Genomic DNA, 20,000 nt, shown 5'->3' with positions numbered 1-20,000 from the left:
TCAATTGACCTATCATTTTTGTGTTTTACTTTATGAATTAGATTCTTCTGGCACCCTTGATTCTGTAGTTTCTGACATGCCATCCGATATCCACGATTTCCACTGTTTTTCCTGGTCTAGGGGCATGTATCATTTTATTGTTACCAATATAGATTCCTACATGTGTTACTGAGGACTGACCGAAATACAGAATATCCCCAGGCTGTGCATTAGAGATTGAGACGTAGCTGCCTGATGCAGCCTGTGCTCTTGACACTCTGGGAAGACTTATGCCTTGTGATCTGAATACATATTGAATGAATCCAGAGCAGTCGAATCCGCTAGGAGATGTTCCACCCCAGACATAAGGTACACCCAGGTACTGATATGCCTTGTTTACGATGGCGCTGCTTGAAACGGATGCTGTACCGGCATTGCTGGAACTGTTTGTCTGCTGAGCACGCTCTCTGGCAAGTCTACGTTCTTTCAGGATGGATTTCGCTTTTTCAATCAGCTCCACTGCTTCTGTGTCAGCAGCCTCAGTGATGATTGATTCTCTTATTCTTCTCATTTCAGTGATTGCCGCATTTAACTTCTCATCAGAGCTGGAGGAGTCATTCACAATGGATTTACTTGCTGAGAGAAGGGAAAGTTCTGTTGTCATAAGGCTTCCAGCGATTTTCTTCTCTTCTTCTTCCAGTTCGAGTAGCTTTACATCGGCTTCCACTTTCTTTTCTTCTGCCATCTTCATATCTTCTTCATTGATGGCATTCAGCTCTTCTAAAGCATCGATATCCTTCTGAAGATTATTTTTCTCTTCTTCCAGCTGTTTCTTAATTTCTTCAATTTCATCCAGCAGCTGTTTGTCGATTTTGGCGATTTTTATAACGGCTTCCGTTCTGGAAATCAGATCCGCGATACTGTCAGATCCGAGGATTGCACTAAGAATACCTGTGTTTCCCTGTTTGTACATGGCACGTAGTCTCTCACCGTACTCTTCAATCTTCACTTTCAGTTCAGTTTCCGTTACTGCAATTTTATCCATAGTAGCTTTCTTTTCTTCTTCTACTACTGCTATTTTTTCGTTTGTTTCTTCGATTCTAACCATGATATCAGTGATTCCATCAAGAATCTCATCAATCTCCATGTGAAGCATGTTTATTTTTTCTTCCACTTCTTTGTATTCTGCCTGCTGCTGAAGCATTTCCTGCTGGACTTCCTCTGAAACAGGGGATGCCATAACCGGAGTGGCTACTCCGAATAAAGTTGAAGTTGTGATTAAAGCCGCAATGACTTTTATTCTGATATTCTTCATTGTGTTCTCCTAACCTCTAAACATTACAAATTAATTACAGGCTAATTATATGTTGGAGATATGTTGAAGTTATGAAGATTTAAAAGAATATGATAAAATTTGTAAATTTATGTGTATTAATTCCTGAACTTCACATAGAATCGACACAAATAACAAACGATTGTGCTGATTTATTGATTATTACGGATAAAATCATATAAGGAGTAACAATTTTCAGAAAATTTGAAGGCGCAGATGTATCTTTCGATTCGTGATCATTAATCTGTTTCATCAGAATATGATTGATTTTTCAGAAGTAGAGTATAATAGGAGTATAAGAAAAGAGGAGTTGATGTTAATGGCAGATATAAAGTATGAAATTCTGGAGAAAATCGGTGAAATCTCTGTCTCTCCGAAGGGATGGACAAAAGAGCTAAATCTCGTCAGCTGGAACGACAGACCTGGTAAATTCGATATTCGTGAATGGGATCCGGAACATGAAAAAATGGCGAAAGGAATCACTCTTTCGAAGGAAGAAGCTTTAAAATTAAGGGAACTTCTTAACAAGATTGATTTTTAGCAGAGGGTAGCTGGAATGGATTGACTGACCAGCAGACAGTGAAGGTCATCCTTGAAGCGCTTCTACTGAAGGGGAGAAGCCTACTCTACAGTGTGCTTATTTGGCACACTGTTCTCTTTTGATGAAAGTAATTACGATCTCCGGGTTCAAATTGAATGCCTCCTGAGTTAAGATGAAAGGGACATCAGAAAAGCAGAAGATTAGGAAGGAAGCGATGAAATTGATTGAAGTGTATACCACGAATTCTTTCGCAGAAGAAATAGGCGGCGGGAATCCTGCTGCTGTGGTTTTAGAAGCGGACGCCTTATCCGAAGAAACAATGCAGATCATTGCACGGAAAATCGGATATTCGGAAACTGCATTTGTGCTGAAGTCCAGTATTGCTGATCTCAGAGTCAGATACTTCACACCGGTCAGAGAAGTCGATTTATGTGGTCATGCGACTATAGCGGTATTTTCCTTATTACGAGACCTGAATATTATAGAAAGTGGACAGTATAAGCTGGAGACAGTCCACGATGTGCTTCATATTGAGATCGGTGCAGACAGTGTAATGATGGAACTGTCCAAACCAAGATTCTTTGAATATGCCGATCCTGTAGAGGTTGCAGACTCACTTAACATTGAAGTGAGGGATCTTGTTTCAGAATATCTGCCGCAGTTTGTGTCCACCGGGTTAAAGGATCTGATCATCCCAGTACGATCGAAAGCTGTTCTAGATCATCTCAAACCGGATTTTGATAAAATCATCGAATTATCGAAGCAGTACAATGCGGAAGGCTATCATGTGTTCTCACTGGATCAGGGGAAAGTAACAGCGTATACAAGAAATTTCGCGCCTTCATTGGGAATCATGGAAGAAGCTGCAACAGGGACAGCCAGCGGTGCACTGGCAGCGTATCTCTATAAATGCGGGCTTCTCAGAAGAGAGAAACTGAATTCCATCGTTTTTGTACAGGGGGAAGTGTTCGGACGACCCTCTGTGATCAGAGCATCCATAGATACGGCAGAAGATTCCATCAGGAGCATCTATGTTGGTGGGAACATTATGGATACAAAGAAAAAATACGTTGAAACTGAATGAATGCATGAAAAATCACCATGGAGTTTCCATGGTGATTTTAAATATGAAATCTTTTTTCGATTTCACTCTTTATGCTGTTTCCCTGCAGGATGAAAATCGCGGACAGAAAAATAAAGCTTACAGCGATACTGATAATGGAAGGATACTGCACTGTAACCCAATCAAATAGGAGAAACAGGATAGGGATGAAGCCGAATAGAGCTGACATGAAAGCATAAGTTATGTAGTCTCGGTTTCCCAGCTTCATGATAATCGCAATGGAGTACATAAGAAGCAGTGCGGTGATACATAAGATGGGAATCACATAGTTCAAGGACCAGCCTCTCCAGCCTGTATTCCAATCCCAGAAAACAGAGAGCACTGAAATAATAGCTACCTGCCAGACAATCTTCTTGGGAATGTGAAATCGCTTCTGAACAAGAAAAATCATGTCGAGCCAGATGCTTAAAAGACCCAGAAGGAGAAGGAGCGGCCAGTTCAGTTCTGTGGGGAAGATGAAGTAGATCGTAAAACCAAGAACAACCATAACGATGGAAATGAACAGCAGGATTCTTAGGGTCATATGACTTTTCAGATAGGATGGTATTTGGGGAAACAGAGCTACAGATTTCTCTTCTTCTGGTGAGGGCAGTTTATTTCCGCAGAGAGGACAGCTGGTTCTGGTTTCCAGAATTTCCACATTACAATGATTACAATGCTGCATAAGAAGCCTCCTTTCTATAAATTGGATGAGATGCCTACTTTGATTCCTCTACTGGTCAGAAACTCAAAATAGGTTCTCTGAAGATCTGTATCCTGGTATGGGGATGTAAAGCTCACAACCAGCTGATCCAGATAGGAACATACTACGATCTGAGGACGTCTGGCGCTTACGAATACACTGAACTTATGGATGAACGGTTCAAATTCCTCGGGCATGATGATTCTTCCCACATTGGAGATGGAGGAGGAGATTTGGCGGTCTTTGATGTGGTTGGCGATCTTCAATGCGATGTCCTTGACGGGCAAGGGGATCACTCTCGCAAAAGGGTTTTTCTCCAGTGACATGAGTTTATCGAGATGGTGGTTGATTTTATCTCGTGTCAGTTCATTTTTGAAGCTTTCGCTGACGGAATTAATGATATCCTGAAGATCATGACTCTGTGTGGAAAAATCATATTGTATGTTCATGGTTCCGAAAAAGTTTCGCGCAGTGTTTGATTCGAAAAACTGCCTCAGGTTGATCGGCACCTGCAGTACCACGGGATCTTTCCTCATTTTCGAAGGCATATCTTTATTGATGGCATAGAAATAGAGTGCAGTCATGAATACCGTCAAGGTCGTGTTGTACTCGTGAGCCAGATCGAGCACTTTTTTTACGGACAAAGTACCTTCTATGAGCTTTGTGCGGTTCTCTTCCACCTTGGTGCCACGAAGCTGATACGCCTTGACAGAGGGTGATTTCTCCACGTTTTCAGCAGCACGTTTTTTATAATAGGTTTTTTCGAAGCTGTCGTCCATCTTCTGGCTCATGGAAGCCTTATATCGAAGCTTAGGGAAGTCTTCTGGCAGATCATCCTTATGTTTCAAGGTCATATAATGATAAATGAGGGTTTCAAAAAACCAGATGGCACCTGCTCCGTCACTTAAAGCATGAAATATCTCCACATTGATTCTTTTCTTGAAATAGAAGACTCTGAACAGGAGGCTTTTTTCTTCTTTCAGATAAAGCGGTGCGCAGATGGGTTTGGATTCTTCCTCCACGACCGGTTCCAGATCACTGGATTCGAAATAGTACCAGAAAGCACCTCTCCTGAGGACGGAACGATAGAGCGGAAAGCTCTCCAGTGTAGGAGATACAGCTTCCTGAAGAATCTTGGGATCTACCTCTTCATTCAGTTCACAGTACAGTCGAAATACTTTTGTGTCTCTGTTTGTGACGGTAGGAGGAAAGATTTTGGATGCATTGTCCAGCCTTCTCCATTTGATTTTTTTGTTCTCCTTCATATAGTAGACTCCTTTTCTATTTCTCATTCAGGAAAAGATTTATGATTTCAATGGTATGCTCAACAACATCCTGAGACAGGGGATTATTCATGTATCCGTGGAGAGCATCCTTCATCTGAAAGATTCTTACATCGTTCCCGAAGCTGCGCAGTCTTTTTCCGTAAGCTTCCCCTTCATCCCGAAGTGGATCATACTCGGAGGTGATGATCAGTGTTTTCGGCTGAGAACTGAGATCATCTGCGATCAGAGGCGCTACATAAGGTGTTTTACGGGCAGCTTTATCCGGCACATACAGGTCCATATAATCTTCAATTCTTTCTGCTGTCAGTATGAAGTCTTCGCCGTTCTCCTGAACAGATCTGAAGGGTGAGTGACTGCTGTGATCGTGATAGGTCGCCGGATAAATCAGAATCTGTCTTTGAGGATGAAATTCTCCTTTATCTCTGGCCATCAGTGAAACGACAGCTGCAAGATTTCCGCCGGCGCTGTCGCCGATGAGTGTGATATTTTCAGAAGTAGTCCCCAGAAGATCAATGTTCTGAAAGATTTCCTTTGCTGCGGTATAGCAGTCCATAAGTCCGATGGGATAAGGATTCTCTGGTGCCAGTGCATAATCAACGGAGACAATGGTATGTCCGGTGCCTTCTGCCAGATTGGCGCAGACGGGTGTATAGGTATCGATATCACCGGTGACCCATCCTCCGCCATGGAAAAAAATCATCACCTGGTCTTTTCTGTTTTCTTTGGGAATGAAAAGACGAATGGGAATTTCCCGATCACCTGACATCACTTTATGATCAAAGGTTCTGTATGGGATTTTCGGGGATGGTGTGATGATCTTCTGGACTTTCCGGAAGAGTTTATAATTCTTTTTGATATTCACATCTATGCTGGATAGAGCCCTTAGTGTGATTCTTTTTAAAGGTTTCATAGCACGCTCCTTCTTTGAGCTTAGTATACCGTATTATTTCCTGTCATAGAAGAAAAACATCTGAGCGCACGCTGAATGTATTTCATAAGTGCTTTCGGTCTCTGATGAATTGATTCCATGGCATAAAGAAGGGTATAATGAGACAGTAACAATAAGCAGATTTTATAATCAGTATAATCGACGAACTGGAGGAAAATTATGGAAAGAATGATTGGCACAACTTCTAGAGGGGTACGTGCCCCTATCATCAGAGAAGGGGACGATATCGCTGCTATCGTTGTGGACTCAGTCCTCAAAGCTGCAGCATCCGAGAAAATAACACTGAATGACAGAGATGTAGTATCCGTAACTGAAGCTGTTGTGGCAAGAGCACAGGGGAATTATGCGACAGTGGACAATATCGCTCAGGATGTGAAAGAAAAATTTCAGGAAGATACCATCGGCGTGATTTTTCCCATTTTAAGCAGGAACAGATTTTCCTTATGTCTGAAAGGCATAGCAAGAGGAGCGAAAAAGATTGTTCTGATGCTGAGCTATCCTTCCGATGAAGTGGGCAATGCACTGGTCACATTGGATCAGCTGGATGAAAAAGGCGTGGATCCCTATACAGATGTTCTGACAGAAGAGAAATACAGAGCGCTATTCGGCTATGAAAAGCATACTTTCACAGGGGTGGATTATATTTCATTCTATAAGCAGATTATTGAGGATGAAGGATGCGAAGTGGAGGTCATACTCGCAAATCAGCCCAAAGCGATTCTTCCCTTTACTAAGTCTGTCCTGAACTGTGATATTCACACAAGAGCACGGACGAAAAGACTGCTGAAAAGAGATGGAGCAGAAGAGGTGTACAGTCTCAGTGATCTTCTGAATACATCCATAGAAGGAAGTGGATACAACGAGGACTACGGGCTGCTTGGAAGCAATAAGGCTACGGAAGAGACTTTGAAGCTTTTCCCAAGAGATGCACAGGATATCGTTGATCGGATTCAGAAAAGGTTTAAAGAGGAAACTGGAAAGAATATCGAAGTCATGATTTATGGAGACGGAGCGTTCAAGGATCCTGTGGGTGGCATCTGGGAGCTGGCGGATCCGGTTGTTTCACCTGCCTACACGAAAGGACTGGAAGGGCAGCCCAACGAAATCAAGCTGAAATATATTGCGGACAATGAATTTTCACACCTGGATGGAGAAGAGCTGAAGAGAGCGATCACCCAGTACATCGAAAACAAAGGCGAGAACCTCTTTGGCGATATGACAGCTGAAGGCACAACACCAAGAAGACTCACAGACCTTCTCGGATCGCTGAGTGACCTGACTTCAGGCAGCGGGGATAAGGGAACGCCGATTATACTGATACAAGGCTATTTTGACAGTTATGCCAAATAGTACGGGCTGTTAAAGGACGGAGTGAAGATGTTTGAATCTTATCTGAATGTACTTATGGAGAACCCGCTGTTTCACAACATGAGAAGTGAAGAAATCCTCGAGATGCTAAGGAACACCGGTGCATATATCGGCACTTTCAAAAAGAATGAAACCATCACTGTGGAGAACGAAAAGCTTTCCGGAGTAGGAATCATTTTAAGTGGAATAGTATCCATCGGAAAGGACACTTCCTCAGGGGACCGTCTGATGATGGCCAGGCTTAGTCAGGGGGATATTTTCGGTGAAGTTGCGGTGTATACAGGAACGTTGTGGACGGCAACTGTGCTGGCGGACAAGGAGGCAACGGTCCTGTTTCTGCCTGCAGAAAAGCTGATGAATCCAGAGAACATGAACAGGGAAGGAACCAGCAGATTCACGCTGAACATGCTATACATCATTGCGAAGAAAGCACGAGCCCTGAATGAAAAGCTGGAACTGCTGGCGCTGAAAAGTATACGCAGGAAAATATGCTTCTATCTTCTGAAGCAGCATCAGAGAAGCGATTCCAGAGAGTTCACTGTATCTCTGAAGAGAGGTGAAATGGCGGAATACCTTCAGGTGTCCAGACCTTCACTGTCCAGAGAACTGATTCGCCTGAAAGAGGAAGGACTCATCGATTTTGAAGGAAGATATTTTAAACTCAAGGACCTTGAAGGCATATCAAGAGAGCTGAAAAACTGAATCAGGCCACAAAGCCCCATAAGTATACTGAAATCAGATGCTTATGGGGTTTTTACGGCGAAAAGGAAACAATGAGAATCGTTATCAATATTCGCAACTGGTATCCTCAGATACCGAATATTGGAGATGAACATGATACACTTGAAAACGGTGGTAAAAGGCCTAAGAAGTAATACTGAGGAGAATATCATGAAAAATATTAATATAGATCACAAGGATTCGTTGTTTCAGGTAACCGAAAACTATAATGAAGCGTTGGAGCTTCTGATATCTTTAGGTTTTGACAATCTGAAAGACGAAGAGAAAAGAAGAACCCTCGGAAAGATCGTGACCATAGGGGATTCTCTGAAATCCAAAGGAATCTCACTAAGCGCATTTGTCGAGCAGCTGGAAGAGCGGCTGCAGCTTTCTGATGAACCGAAGAGCGGTGCTAAAGATGGAATGGAGACGATCCGGATGGCTGGGGTTCTACCGTGTCCGGTTCGAATTCCTCTGCTGGAAACCTTCGAAGAATGGCATTCCAAGCAGGATTTAGGGTTTCATCTTGAATATGACCTGAAAGCCGCCTCCATGGGGATCGGCTGGCTTGAAGAGTCACTGAAGAGCGAACAGATCGAAAGTCTGCCGGATTTATTCATCTCTGCAGGTTTTGATATGTTTTTTGACAAGAAGCTGTTCGGCAAGTACAAGTCCAGGGATCTTTTCGAAGATCTGATCCGCTTCGAAAATTACAATGAGGATTTTGAGAATGGATATCTCAGTCTGAGAGATCCGAAGAAGCAGTATTCCATGATCGGTGTAGTACCAGCGGTATTTCTGATCAATGTGAAGGAGCTTGGAGAAAGAAAGATGCCAAGAAGCTGGGAAGATGTGCTTCATGAGGATTTCAGGAACAGCATCAGTCTGCCAGTGAGCGATTTCGATCTGTTCAATGCGATCTTACTGAACATCTATAAAATGTATGGAGAAGAAGGTATTGTGAAGCTGGGCAGAAACATGCAGAGGAGCATGCATCCGTCCGAGATGGTCAAATCACATGCGAAGCTTCTGGAAAGACCTTCTGTGACCATCATGCCGTATTTCTTCACCAAGATGGTGAAAAACGGGGGACCCATGGAAGCGGTCTGGCCAGAGGACGGGGCCATTATGAGTCCGATTTTCCTGCTGACCAAAAAAGAGAAGAAAGAGCAGCTTCAACCCATTGTGGACTTTCTGTCTTCAAAGGGTGTCGGAGAAATACTCGCTCACAATGGAAGATTCCCAAGCACCAATCCCCAGGTGGATAACCGTGTAGCGAAAGAAAACAGGTATATGTGGCTTGGATGGGACTTCATAGAAGAACATGACCTGACTGCACTGATCAGGCGTTGCGAAGAACTGTTCAATCTGGCAATGAAGGGGGATATGTAAGATGAATCTGGTGACTGTATCTGGACCACCTTCCTCCGGCAAGACTTCTGTGATCCTGAAGACCATAGAAGCCATAAAGATGAGAGCGCTCTCTGTTGGCGTCGTCAAGTTCGACTGTCTCTATACGGATGACGATATACTCTATGAGAAGGCCGGTATTCCTGTCATGAAAGGACTTTCCGGTTCACTCTGCCCTGATCACTATTTCGCAAGCAATATTGAAGAGGTGGTGAAATGGGGACGAAAGAGGGAACTGCATCTACTTGTTACAGAGAGTGCAGGGCTCTGTAACAGATGTTCACCTTACATCAAAGGTGTGAAGTCCATTTGCGTCATAGACAATCTAAGTGGTATCAACACACCCAAAAAAATCGGCCCGATGCTGAAGACCGCCGACATCGTCGTCATCACCAAGGGAGACATTGTTTCTCAGGCGGAAAGAGAGGTTTTCGCTTCCAGAGTCAACTCTGTGAATCCCCAGGCGGTGATCATGTCCGTCAACGGACTAACAGGTCAGGGAGCCTACGAACTGAGTACCCTCTTGTATGACGCAGAAGAGAACATCAAATCGGTGAAGGGCATGGAGCTGAAATTCCCGATGCCTTCGGCACTGTGTTCCTATTGTCTGGGTGAAACCAGAATAGGGGAAGAATTTCAGATGGGCAATGTCAGAAAGATGAAGATGGGTGATGTGGATGCATAAGAAGTACGAGAAAATAATCATAGGAGATCTGATTCATAAGTACCCGTTTGTTACAGGTTATTTCGACCAGAATAAAATGGATATACAGAATCATGCAGATCAGACGGTAGAGGAGTTTCTTGAAGGATATACGGAAGAGGAACGCGAAGAGTGGGCCATTGACAAGGAGAAGATCATCTCGGATCTGAATCACTATATCGAGCAGATGATATCTTTCCTGGGACTTGACAAGGATCGGATAGACAGCATAACGATTCTGGCTGGCAGAGACAAAGAGGGAAATCCTGAGACTTTTGAGAAGCTCACCATCAACAGAAGTGAAATTGTATCCATTGTAGGTCCTACGGGTTCCGGGAAGAGCAGGCTTCTTGCAGACATCGAATGGGCTGCGAACAATGATACGCCTACAAAAAGAACTGTGCTCATCAACGGCGAGATTCCTGACAGAAGTCAGAGATACTCCACAAGCAACAAGCTGGTGGCACAGCTTTCACAGAACATGAATTTCGTCATGGATCTCAGTGTAGGGGAGTTCATTGAGCTTCATGCGAAAAGCAGAATGGTGGAGAATATTGATGAGATGACCCATCGTATCATCGATGCGGCAAATGATCTGGCAGGTGAAAAATTCAATCTGGATACACCCATAACAGGACTCAGCGGTGGACAGTCCAGAGCGCTGATGATTGCAGATACTGCCATCTTAAGCACATCTCCCATTGTGCTCATTGATGAAATCGAAAACGCCGGAATCGATCGAAAAAGAGCGCTTAATCTTCTCATCAGTGAGGAGAAAATCGTACTCATGGCAACCCACGACCCCAGTCTTGCATTGATTGCAGACAAGAGAATCATCATCAGAAATGGTGGAATTCATAAAGTCATGGAAACGAGAACGGAAGAAAAGGCGATTCTGTCAGAACTGGAAAAAATGGATCTCATCATCAGTAAGATGAGAACAAGCCTTAGAAATGGTGAAGTACTGAATAATAAAGATTTTAAAAGAGAGGTATGAATTTATGCACGAAGGATGTAGCGGAAGCTTTAAGAATGGAGAGGAAGTAGTGGCAAAGGTCAGACACATGGGGTTCTCAGAGCAGATGATGCCTATGCCGATGGAAATCACCTGTGTTGAATGCGCCAAAGAGTTTGAAATGAGCACGTTTGAAGACCAGTGTCCACATTGTGGCATGGTGTATGGAGTCACTCCATGTCATGCCTTCGATCCGGCAAACATCAAAGCCGCTGGCGTAGGATACTAAATCAGTCTATAAGGAAAGTCCGCAGTAATATCTGCGGACTTTCCTCATTTCCGGATCCGGTTCTGTAAAATGAAATTTCTTAAGATTCTCAGGAATTTAAGAAATTGACAGCGACTATCTGATACACTATAGATAATATAGTAATCATTTCATATCAGGAGGAGCTATGGCAAAGAATGGAAGTCATAAACTTAAAATACTGTATCTGATGAAAATGTTTCTGGAGCAGACGGATGAAGAACATAGCATAGGCATTGCGGATATCATCAGAGAACTGGAAAATTACGGTATTTCCGCTGAACGCAAATCCATATATGCGGATATTGATACGCTTAAAGTGTTCGGGCTGGATATCAGCAAGAAGAAATCGAAATCCACTGAGTACTATCTTGCGAGCAGAGAATTTGAACTACCCGAATTGAAGCTGCTGGTGGATGCTGTGCAGTGCTCGAAATTTGTGACCCATAAGAAAAGCAATGAACTGATCAAGAAAATCGAGAGTCTTACAAGCAAAAAGCAGGCAATGATGCTCCAGAGGCAGGTCTATGTTGCGAATCGCGCCAAATCCATCAATGAAAATATTTACTACAATGTAGATAAACTGCATCAGGCCATTGCAGAAAACAGAAAAGTCTCGTTTCAGTACTTCGACTATAATCTGGATAAGGAAAAAGTGTTCAGAAGAGATGGAGAGCGGTATATCATCAGCCCTTATTCTCTTTCATGGGACGATGAAAACTACTATGTTATCGCATACTATAAAAAGCATGATAATTTTGTGCACTACAGGGTGGATCGGATGAGCAGCATAGAAGTTCTAGATGAAATCAGAGATCCACTGAACGAAGAAACGATTTTCAATGTGGCAGAGTATGCGAAACAGACTTTCAATATGTTCAACGGTGTGGATGAAGTGGTCTGGCTGGAATTCGATAACGATCTGGTGAATCAGGTTCTGGACCGATTCGGAGCGGATATCAGCATCCAGAAGGAATCCGAAGAAACATTCTCCATAAGAACCAGAGTAAAGGTCAGCAGTACATTCTTTTCCTGGGTTGCACAATATGGAAAGAAAGCTAGAATCATGCAACCGGAACATGTCCGCGATTCGTTCAAGGATTTTCTAACGGAGATACTCAGACAATACTAGAATAATAGCAGAAGGTATCCCTCGGGATACCTTCTGCTATTATTCTATAGAATCTATTCTGCTGTCATACCGGATCTGACCATTTACCATGGTCATGTCCACCTGAATGTCTTTTATTCGATCTTTGTCCACATCAAAATATGGCTCTTTCAGAACGACCAGATCTGCGTAGTAGCCTGGAAGAAGTCTGCCTTTTCTGTTTTCTTCGTGACTCATGTATGCACTGTTCACGGTGATATTATCCAGTGCGGTGAACCTGTCCACTGCTTCCTTCATGTTATACCCTTTCTCAGGGAAAAGAGTAAGATCCTGTCTGTTCACTGCGCAGTGCAGGTTTTCCATCACATGGAAGTTTTCTATGGGTGCATCGCTGCTGTAGGCAACCTTTATGCCAAGCTTTTCCATGGTAGCGAAGGCATAGGAGGTGGCAGCCAGGGTTTTTCCCACACGATCTTCTACAATATGGAGATCATAATGCAGAAAGATGGGCTGTGCATAGACCATGAGATTCAGCTTTCTGATTCTATCAAGAAGATCCGGGTCCGTGATCTGAACATGGATCAGACCATGCCTGTTTCTGTTGTCTTGGATCACTTTTTCATATGCATCCAGAACACGCTCCAGTGCGCCATCTCCAATGACATGAATGGCTGTCTGAATTCCGTTGTCTTCCGCTTTTCGGATCATGGACTCCAGCAGGTCCTGAGACATGGTGGGGATTCCACGGGTAGAAGGATCATCTGCATAAGGTTTTCGAAGATAGGCGGTGCGGGCTCCAAGGGAGCCATCCGCGAACATCTTCAGCAGTCCATATCTCAGAAAGGGGCTTTCACTGCGGTCAAAGCCGCTTTTCAGTCTCTTCTCCAAGGCAGGAAGGTCTTTCGCGTAAACCTGATGATAGACCCGGATGCTTGGGTTCTCTTCAGCAAACCTTCTGTACGCTTCTTCCACCACTTCCGATTCCGGATTTTCCAGCCAGATGTCATTGACCTGAACAGAGGTAAGTCCATAGGAGAGTGCTTTCTCTGCGGCTGCCCTTATGTGGTGCAGAGCACTGTCTACGGATTCCTCTTCATAAAGCACATCCAGAAGTCTGATGGCATTTTCCCTGAATATTCCATTGGGCGCTCCGTCCGTATCTACATCGATCTGACCGCCTTCGATATGAGGAAGGGGCATAGACAAGTCCAGCTTCTTGAGGGCGGCGGAATTCACCACGGCAAGATGAGAGCAGGTTCTGGTGAATACAATGGGAATGGTCTCTGATATCCGATCAAGATCACTTCTTAAAGGAAGCCTTTTCTCTTCGAAATAATCCTGATTGAATCCTCTTCCTGAGAGTGTCTTCAGAGTTTCTCCGTGATTCTCAAGGAAGCTGATGCTTCGTCGGATCATTTCTTCGATGGAGGTAGAACCATATAAGTTCACAGTGGACAGTGCAAGTCCGGCCTGATAGAAATGAAGATGAGCATCGTTGAAACCGGGAACGACGGTTTTGCCTTCCAGATCCATGATTTCTGAAGGAGACAGGGCGGGTTCATGAAGAAGCGCATTTCTTCCAGCAGAAAGAATATATCCGTTCTCTATATAGAGAGCGTCTGTAAAGACATTGCGCTCCTGATAGATTTTTCCTTTTTTTAGTAGCAGTTTCATATTTCCTCCGTCAAACTCCTGCATCCATTTTATTTCATCCTGAGGAGTTTTGATTATAACAGCCTTATTTTATCATGAAATCAGATCTGTTTCAGAAAAATGTTTCGATTATGAGTATTAGGAATCTGTCACTGAATCTGTACATACACAGGTCATTTTTGTAATTGTAAAGGGTATAGCTTTTCTACATCTATGGTATACTGGGATTATCGTTGAATTATTAGAAAAAGCGAATTATTAGCTGCCAGCTGGAGGATACACATGAAGAAGATAAATTATCCACTTCTTATAGGAGGGATTATTCTATTACTGCTCCTACTACTTTCCTATTTTCCTGAAATATTCACTTCCAGAGATCCCATCCATGAAGAACCACCCAGATATATTGAGTACCGTCAGGATGGGGAAATCGTAGAAGAACTTTCTCTGAATCCCATGAGACCCAATAACATCAATATCATGGGAACAGATGATGCAGGAAGAGACATTTATGCCCGCCTTGTTTACGGGTCAAGAAACACATTACGGCTGGGTTTTCTGATTGCACTCTTTCGAATGATTGTCGCATTGCCTCTGGGCATACTGGCAGGCATGGGAAACAGGTTCATCAGTGCAGTGATTAAATTCTTCAGCACTTTCTTCAGTGCAGTACCGATGCTGATCTTCAGTTTTGTTCTTCTGAACTTCAATTATTTCTACAGAATGCAGATTGAGAAATCCATCATCGCATTCGCTGTGGTATTGACCATTGTAGGCTGGTCAAAGCTTGCCGGAATGCTGGAAGATGCCACAAAGAAAATCATGGAAGAGGATTTCATAGAAGGAGAAATCGCCATCGGTAAGACGAAACTGCAGATTGTGCTGCAGAATGTGGTGCCTCACGTGATTCCTACCGGAGTCAGTCTTTTCTTCAAGGAGATCGCCATGGCGCTGTTTCTGGTGGCTCAGCTGGCTGTTCTCTACGTTTTTGTGGGTTCCACAAGAGAAGTGGGCGCCATGGCTTTCAGAGCGAACTACCGCATGGGACTTGAACCTGAATGGGGAGGGATGCTCTCCCGAATCACAACGGAGGTCATGAGATTCGAGGAAGTATGGTGGGTGTCTTTTTTCCCGGTACTGTTTTTCGCTGTGGCGATCATGGGCATCAATTTATTGGGGGAAGGTCTCAGAATGGAATTTCAGAAAAGAGATTCCAGAGTCATCAGCATCATCAGAAAAACCTTTGCCATGCTGTCACCGAAACTGTTTTATCTGCAGCTGAGGGAATTTCCGAAATACTATCGACCGATTCTCCTGAAAACCGGCACAGTAGCGCTGATTCTTGTTTATTTATTCGTGCCCAGGTACGCAAGTGATGTGCCTTTTCAGACGGAAAATGCGCTGGAAAATATAGAAGTTCTTTCCGATTCAGTCTTCGAAGGCAGAGTCAGCGGGTCAAGAGGAGGGTATGAAGCGGGGAATTACATCATCGATACCATGGAGGATAATGGATACGATGTAAGCACCATGGACATCAGCTATTATTACGAAGAAGAGCAATCGCTGGAGAACCTGAAAATCATGGCGCCAATGGTGGTGAAAGAGGGACAGGTGAAGATCACGGATCTTTCCGGTGATGAAAAGATCTTCAGGCTTCATGAGGATTTCACCATCTTCACGTTGAGCAGGCAGGAGCTCATTCTGGCAGAAGGACAGGATTTCCATTATAAAGGAACGGCTTCCGATAAGGGACATCTTGCGGATATATCTATGGAGACGGAAGTGTTTCCTATAGAAGAGCGGTATATCAGGGAACTTCTCAATTCCATCGGCTCCCCTTTCAGTGAGAACAATATGCGGGGCATTAATGTTTTCGGTACAGACGAAGTGGAGCGGGAGTTCAGACTTCAGTTCATGCTCCTTGATGAGTATGAATCGAGGACCAACGCTTATCTGCATAAATCACATACGATCTTTCCGTTTCAGGAGCTCAGAGAGATTCTTGAAGCGGGATACGCGGACATCGAGGTATCCTTCAGCTACCCCGAGCTTCCTGATTATGAGGGAAGAGTCATTGAAGCATTCCTTCCTGGGAAAGATCTGTCAGCAGACAATCCAGGCGAAACCATAGTCATAGGAGCAGGGTACGACGGCATATACGATCCAGATGGAAGATCATCTGTGATTGCAGCAACGCCAGCTGCCACGGCGCTGGAAATCGCCAGAGAAGTAGCTGCCATGGAAGAACCTCTTGAACGATCGGTTTCCTTCGTTTTCTGGGACAACCAGATGGAAATCAAGAAGATCACCATGGAAGAAGGCTCGGAGTATTATCACAGGGAAGCCATGAAGACCATAGATATGGTTGTCACCGGAGGTTACTATTACTACGAAGTCGGATATGCAGGGGTAGGAAAAGACAAGGACCTTTCTTTGGTCACATTTCCTGCTCAGGGCGGGAGAAAACCATCGTATCTTATCGGGACTCAGATGGAGAAACTTCTGAAGGATATGAAGATGCCCTATAGAAGATTTCAGAGCATCTATGCCAATACCACAAGCAGTTCCAGCCTGGGGGTCTTCGACATGGTCACAAGATCTACGCTGGATATGAGGCTGAATGCGTTCTTCACGGTAGGCATCGGTCAGGCTCATGTTCAGGAAATGGGAACGGAAGAGGATACCTTGTCGAAGATAAACAGACACAGGCTGGAAAGTATCGGACAAGTGATGCTGGATAATCTCACCATGAATCCCTATCTGATGGAAGATGCACCGAAGAAGGAGTAGCAGGTTATGATCGAGGTAAAAAGTTTAAAGAAACATTTCATAGCAAAAAACAGTATGTTAGGTGAGGAGAAGGAACTGGTTCATGCGGTCAATGGAATCGATTTTCAGATCCGTCAGGGTAAAACTCTGGGACTGGTCGGTGAGTCTGGCAGTGGGAAATCCACCACAGGCAGACTGGTTCTAAGACTTCTTGAACCTTCCTCGGGATCCATCTATCTGGATGGGAAGGACATCAGTACGATTTCAAATAGAGATTTCAGGAAGCTCAGAAAAGAACTTCAGATGGTTTTTCAGAATCCGTATTCCGCACTGGATTACAAAATGACCATCGAAGATATTCTGGTTCAGCCTCTGCAGATTCATAAAATTGTGCAGCCTCTGGATTACAAGAAAGAGGTCTACAGACTTCTGGACCTTGTGGGCCTTGATAAGGCGTCGGCCAAGAAATTTCCTCATGAATTCAGTGGTGGTCAAAGACAGAGGATCGGCATTGCAAGAGCCCTATCCACTAAGCCCCGCTTCATTGTCTGTGATGAACCGGTATCGGCACTGGATGTGTCTGTACAATCGCAGATTCTGAATCTGACCATGGATCTGCAGAAGGAATTCGGTTTATCGTACCTTTTCATTGCCCATGATCTGCATGTAATAAGACACGTAAGTGATGATGTGGCGGTGATGTATCTTGGGAAGATCGTGGAAAACGGAACAGCGGAGCGGATCTTCAGAAGCCCTATGCATCCATACACGAAAGCACTGCTTGCAGCTGTTCCCGGACAGAAGGGAAGTGAAACCATGAAGAGAAGAAGACTCCACGGCGAGATTCCAAGTTCCATAAAAATGCCGGAGGGATGCGCTTTTCACACCAGATGTCCTTATGCGATGAAAATATGCAGTGAGGAGATACCGATTCTGAAAAATCATGAAGGACGAGAGGTGGCATGTCATCTTTACTGAAGATGACATGCCGGTTTGGAGGTAGAAATGAATCTGAGATACAGGAAATTACTAAAAATCATTCTGGTAAATCTTCTGCTTCTTGCAGCGGTTATTTTTGGCGTACTGATGATTACAGGCGTTCCCATGGATTTTGATATCATCTATGAAAAGGGTCGATACCAGCCTAATATGTCATGGGACATGATTGCCGAGGGAATCAGAGAGAATTTCCGATACATATTTTCCGGAGAAGTGAAGGATCTGGTCATTCTGGATGATACAGTAGGGGAACTGTTTGCGGTATCCGCAAAACGCAGTGGCATCGTTCTTTCTGCAGGCATACTGCTTGCAGTGCTCATCGGCATACCCAAGGGAATACTGGACAGCAGAAAAAGAGACCGTATCGGTACATTCAAGATGCTTCAGTCTCTAGTGCCTTTGTCCGTACCGGACATACTGACCATAGGACTGGTGCAGGTGCTTGCGCTGTATCTGTTCAAAAACAATATGACGTTTCTGGGCATCGGACCTATAGAATTCAAAGGAGACCAGTACTGGTACAATGCCATCTATCCCATAATCTCCATTTCAGTACTTCCTGCAGCCTACGTTGCAAGAACAACAGCTACAGCCATAGAAGAAGGATTCTCAAAACCTTACATTCTGGCCGCGAGAGGAAAGGGCTGTTCCAGATTCAGAATCATCAAGAATCATCTGATGAAAAGTGTCCTATATGAAGTGCTTTCCGTTTTTCCAACGATTTTAGCGCTGATGTTTTCCAGTCTGATCATAGTGGAAAGACTGTTTTACTACAGAGGCATCGGATATCATATGATTGATTTCTATACATCCACGAGGATTGATGCATTTGCAGGCAGCATGGCTTTCAGTTACTTCATGACAATCATGGCGGTGGCGTATTTTCTGATTCTGCTGCTGTTCAATGTACTGAAGGATGTGGTGATTCCACAGGTCAAATCATGAGGATAAAAACGCCAAACAGAGGATCACAGGAGGGAATACTATGTCATTACTGAGTGTCAACAACATAAAAACATACTTTTATCTGGACGGAGTAGAGCTTCCTGCAGTAGATGATGTGAGTTTTACGTTAGAGGAAAACAGAACATTGGCAGTCATAGGTGAATCAGGAAGCGGGAAAAGCGTACTGGTTCTAAGCATCATGAAACTTGTGGATTATCCGGGGAAGATTGTGCAGGGAGAAGCGATGTATGAAGGGGATAGTCAGGGGAATCTTCTCACAATGAAAGAAAAGCAGATGCAGAAGATCAGAGGAAACGAGATCGCCATGATTTATCAGGATCCTATGTCTACTCTTAACCCACTGATTCCTGTGGGCAAGCAGATTGAAGAAGTCCTCTACATCCACAGGAAAGGAAAGAAGCAGGAGATAAAGCGTAGAGCGATGGAACTGATGACAGAAGTCGGAATTCCTGATGCTGAAAAAAGATACCATGATTTCCCGAAACAGTTCAGCGGTGGAATGCGGCAGAGAATCATGATCGCCATGGCCATCGCTTGCAAACCCAGGATTCTTATTGCGGATGAGCCAACCACTGCCTTGGATGTGACAATTCAGGCTGAAATTCTGGATCTTCTGAAGAAACTGCAGGATGAAAACCAGATGTCCATCATTTTGAATACCCACGATCTGGGTGTGGTGGAAGACATGGCTCATGATGTATGTGTGATGTACTGCGGTAAAATCATGGAAAAAGCACCAAAGGAAGAGCTGTTCAGTCATCCGATGAATCCGTATACCATAGGACTCATAGACTGTATGCCTGGAAGAGGTGAAACCAAAGAAAGGCTTAATGTCATAGAAGGATATGTGCCTCATCCTTCGGATTTCCCAATAGGATGCCGTTTTTCCAATCGATGTCCTTATGCTGTAAATAGGTGTCACGAAGAAGTTCCCGAACTTGTGGAGAACACACCGGGGCACTACGTGCGATGTTTTCTGGTGGAAGAAGGCATTCCGCTCATACGATAACGACAGGCTGGGCAGAGAAACTGCCCTTTCTATATTCCATTTGTGTGAAGGAGGGTAAACATTCAAAGTAAATGCAACTAGCCCAGAAGGATCATCCCATTCGCAGTGTAACTGCAATTAAGGTGATTCTCCTGGGC

At 44.0% G+C, this 20,000-nt stretch carries 18 protein-coding genes; 13 read left to right on the top strand and 5 right to left on the bottom strand.

The annotated features are described in order from the left end of the window. Positions 1–37 precede the first annotated feature (37 nt). Positions 38–1,294, bottom strand: a complete 1,257-nt coding sequence (locus ACHAL6_RS14290) for an NlpC/P60 family protein (RefSeq protein WP_395271346.1) — start codon at positions 1,292–1,294, stop codon at positions 38–40. A 337-nt stretch (positions 1,295–1,631) separates the two neighbouring features. Here ACHAL6_RS14290 and ACHAL6_RS14285 point away from each other — a divergent pair, with 337 nt between their 5' ends. Continuing rightward, positions 1,632–1,853 (top strand): YdbC family protein, encoded by a 222-nt coding sequence (locus ACHAL6_RS14285; RefSeq protein ID WP_395271345.1) that lies wholly within the window; start codon positions 1,632–1,634, stop codon positions 1,851–1,853. 214 nt (positions 1,854–2,067) lie between these two features. Further along, positions 2,068–2,937 (top strand): PhzF family phenazine biosynthesis protein, encoded by an 870-nt coding sequence (locus ACHAL6_RS14280; RefSeq protein WP_395271344.1) that lies wholly within the window; start codon positions 2,068–2,070, stop codon positions 2,935–2,937. Positions 2,938–2,974: 37 nt separating this feature from the next. Here ACHAL6_RS14280 and ACHAL6_RS14275 read toward each other — a convergent pair whose 3' ends face one another. The 3 genes from ACHAL6_RS14275 to ACHAL6_RS14265 are packed head-to-tail and all read right to left on the bottom strand — an operon-like array spanning position 2,975 to position 5,854. Beyond that, complete coding sequence (locus tag ACHAL6_RS14275) at positions 2,975–3,640, bottom strand: DUF6320 domain-containing protein (protein WP_395271343.1); 666 nt, start codon at positions 3,638–3,640, stop codon at positions 2,975–2,977. 14 nt (positions 3,641–3,654) lie between these two features. Further along, the gene (locus ACHAL6_RS14270; protein WP_395271342.1) at positions 3,655–4,923 is read right to left on the bottom strand and encodes a hypothetical protein; all 1,269 of its coding nucleotides are present in this window, start codon (positions 4,921–4,923) and stop codon (positions 3,655–3,657) included. 16 nt (positions 4,924–4,939) lie between these two features. Then, entirely contained in the window at positions 4,940–5,854 is a 915-nt protein-coding gene (locus ACHAL6_RS14265; protein ID WP_395271341.1) for an alpha/beta hydrolase, read from the bottom strand. A gap of 198 nt (positions 5,855–6,052) precedes the next feature. Between ACHAL6_RS14265 and ACHAL6_RS14260 the strand changes: the two genes are divergently transcribed. From ACHAL6_RS14260 to ACHAL6_RS14230, 7 genes are all read left to right on the top strand, one after another. Beyond that, entirely contained in the window at positions 6,053–7,243 is a 1,191-nt protein-coding gene (locus tag ACHAL6_RS14260; RefSeq protein ID WP_395271340.1) for a coenzyme F420-0:L-glutamate ligase, read from the top strand. A 27-nt stretch (positions 7,244–7,270) separates the two neighbouring features. Continuing rightward, positions 7,271–7,963, top strand: coding sequence for a Crp/Fnr family transcriptional regulator (locus ACHAL6_RS14255; RefSeq protein ID WP_395271339.1), 693 nt, complete (start codon positions 7,271–7,273; stop codon positions 7,961–7,963). 189 nt (positions 7,964–8,152) lie between these two features. Then, on the top strand, positions 8,153–9,373 hold the full coding sequence (locus ACHAL6_RS14250) for an ABC transporter substrate-binding protein (protein ID WP_395271338.1): 1,221 nt from the start codon (positions 8,153–8,155) through the stop codon (positions 9,371–9,373). Position 9,374: 1 nt separating this feature from the next. Then, positions 9,375–10,076: a GTP-binding protein gene (locus ACHAL6_RS14245; RefSeq protein WP_395271337.1), complete on the top strand. Its 702-nt coding sequence runs from the start codon at positions 9,375–9,377 to the stop codon at positions 10,074–10,076. Continuing rightward, positions 10,069–11,091, top strand: a complete 1,023-nt coding sequence (locus tag ACHAL6_RS14240; RefSeq protein ID WP_395271336.1) for an ATP-binding cassette domain-containing protein — start codon at positions 10,069–10,071, stop codon at positions 11,089–11,091. The genes ACHAL6_RS14245 and ACHAL6_RS14240 overlap by 8 nt, the downstream gene beginning before the upstream one ends. A gap of 4 nt (positions 11,092–11,095) precedes the next feature. Beyond that, entirely contained in the window at positions 11,096–11,338 is a 243-nt protein-coding gene (locus tag ACHAL6_RS14235; protein WP_395271335.1) for a hypothetical protein, read from the top strand. 166 nt (positions 11,339–11,504) lie between these two features. Further along, a complete protein-coding gene (locus ACHAL6_RS14230; protein ID WP_395271334.1) occupies positions 11,505–12,488 on the top strand; it encodes a helix-turn-helix transcriptional regulator in 984 nt (327 codons plus the stop codon). A gap of 39 nt (positions 12,489–12,527) precedes the next feature. On the opposite strand, the gene ACHAL6_RS14225 is transcribed toward ACHAL6_RS14230, so the two are convergent. Next, entirely contained in the window at positions 12,528–14,141 is a 1,614-nt protein-coding gene (locus tag ACHAL6_RS14225) for an amidohydrolase (RefSeq protein WP_395271333.1), read from the bottom strand. A 261-nt stretch (positions 14,142–14,402) separates the two neighbouring features. On the opposite strand from ACHAL6_RS14225, the gene ACHAL6_RS14220 reads away from it, so the two are divergent. The 4 genes from ACHAL6_RS14220 to ACHAL6_RS14205 are packed head-to-tail and all read left to right on the top strand — an operon-like array spanning position 14,403 to position 19,863. Beyond that, complete coding sequence (locus tag ACHAL6_RS14220; protein ID WP_395271332.1) at positions 14,403–16,910, top strand: ABC transporter permease subunit; 2,508 nt, start codon at positions 14,403–14,405, stop codon at positions 16,908–16,910. Between the two features lie 6 nt (positions 16,911–16,916). Further along, positions 16,917–17,867 (top strand): ABC transporter ATP-binding protein, encoded by a 951-nt coding sequence (locus ACHAL6_RS14215; RefSeq protein WP_395271331.1) that lies wholly within the window; start codon positions 16,917–16,919, stop codon positions 17,865–17,867. Between the two features lie 27 nt (positions 17,868–17,894). Next, positions 17,895–18,833: an ABC transporter permease subunit gene (locus tag ACHAL6_RS14210; RefSeq protein ID WP_395271330.1), complete on the top strand. Its 939-nt coding sequence runs from the start codon at positions 17,895–17,897 to the stop codon at positions 18,831–18,833. Positions 18,834–18,873: 40 nt separating this feature from the next. Continuing rightward, positions 18,874–19,863, top strand: a complete 990-nt coding sequence (locus ACHAL6_RS14205) for an ABC transporter ATP-binding protein (RefSeq protein ID WP_395271329.1) — start codon at positions 18,874–18,876, stop codon at positions 19,861–19,863. Positions 19,864–20,000: the final 137 nt, after the last annotated feature.

This window comes from Proteiniclasticum sp. C24MP, assembly GCF_043951855.1.
Classification (GTDB): Bacteria; Bacillota; Clostridia; order Clostridiales; family Clostridiaceae; genus Proteiniclasticum.
The sequence above is the reverse complement of the archived record's forward strand: the minus strand, read 5'-3'. Positions and strand labels throughout refer to the sequence as shown.